This is a genomic window from Candidatus Hakubella thermalkaliphila, from assembly GCF_013281975.1.
Taxonomy (GTDB): domain Bacteria; phylum Actinomycetota; class Humimicrobiia; order Hakubellales; family Hakubellaceae; genus Hakubella; species Hakubella thermalkaliphila.
In genome coordinates this window covers 1-507 of the sequence record NZ_BLRZ01000504.1, presented here as the reverse complement: position 1 = coordinate 507, position 507 = coordinate 1, and the positions used below count along the sequence as shown (strand labels likewise).

The following is a 507-nucleotide window of genomic DNA, read 5'->3' as shown; positions in this document are numbered from 1 at the left end:
ACATAATGGTAAAAAAGTCTTTTGAGAGGATTGGAACATATTTCTATTTCCTACCGACATACTCACAAGCAAAAAAGGTCATATGGGACAATATCGACAACGAGGGCGCAAGAATGCTCGACCATATCCCGAAAGAGATAATTAAAAATACAAACGCCACGGAATTAAAAATAGAACTCATCAACGGAAGCGTTATTCAACTTATCGCTGCGGATGAGTTTGAGAACTCCGGCGTGGGCACAAATCCAATCGGCGTCGTATTCTCCGAGTGTTCCGGAACTAATGCAAAAGCGTGGGACTTCATACGCCCTATTTTGAAAGCGAACGGCGGCTGGGCAATATTTAACTTCACCCCGCGAGGAAAAAATCATGCGTGGAATGTCTTGCAGATAGCAAAAGATAATGCCACTTGGTTTTGGGAGGTTCTCACGGTGGAAGATACCGGCGTACTGACCAAGAAACAAATAGACGAAGAGCGGAAAGAAGGTATGCCAGAAATGATGATTG

1 pseudogene is annotated in these 507 nt (G+C 43.8%); it reads left to right on the top strand.

Annotated features, from left to right (window positions below):
* Positions 1 to 507 (top strand): annotated as a pseudogene (locus HW443_RS12925) (hypothetical protein); the annotation flags it as partial.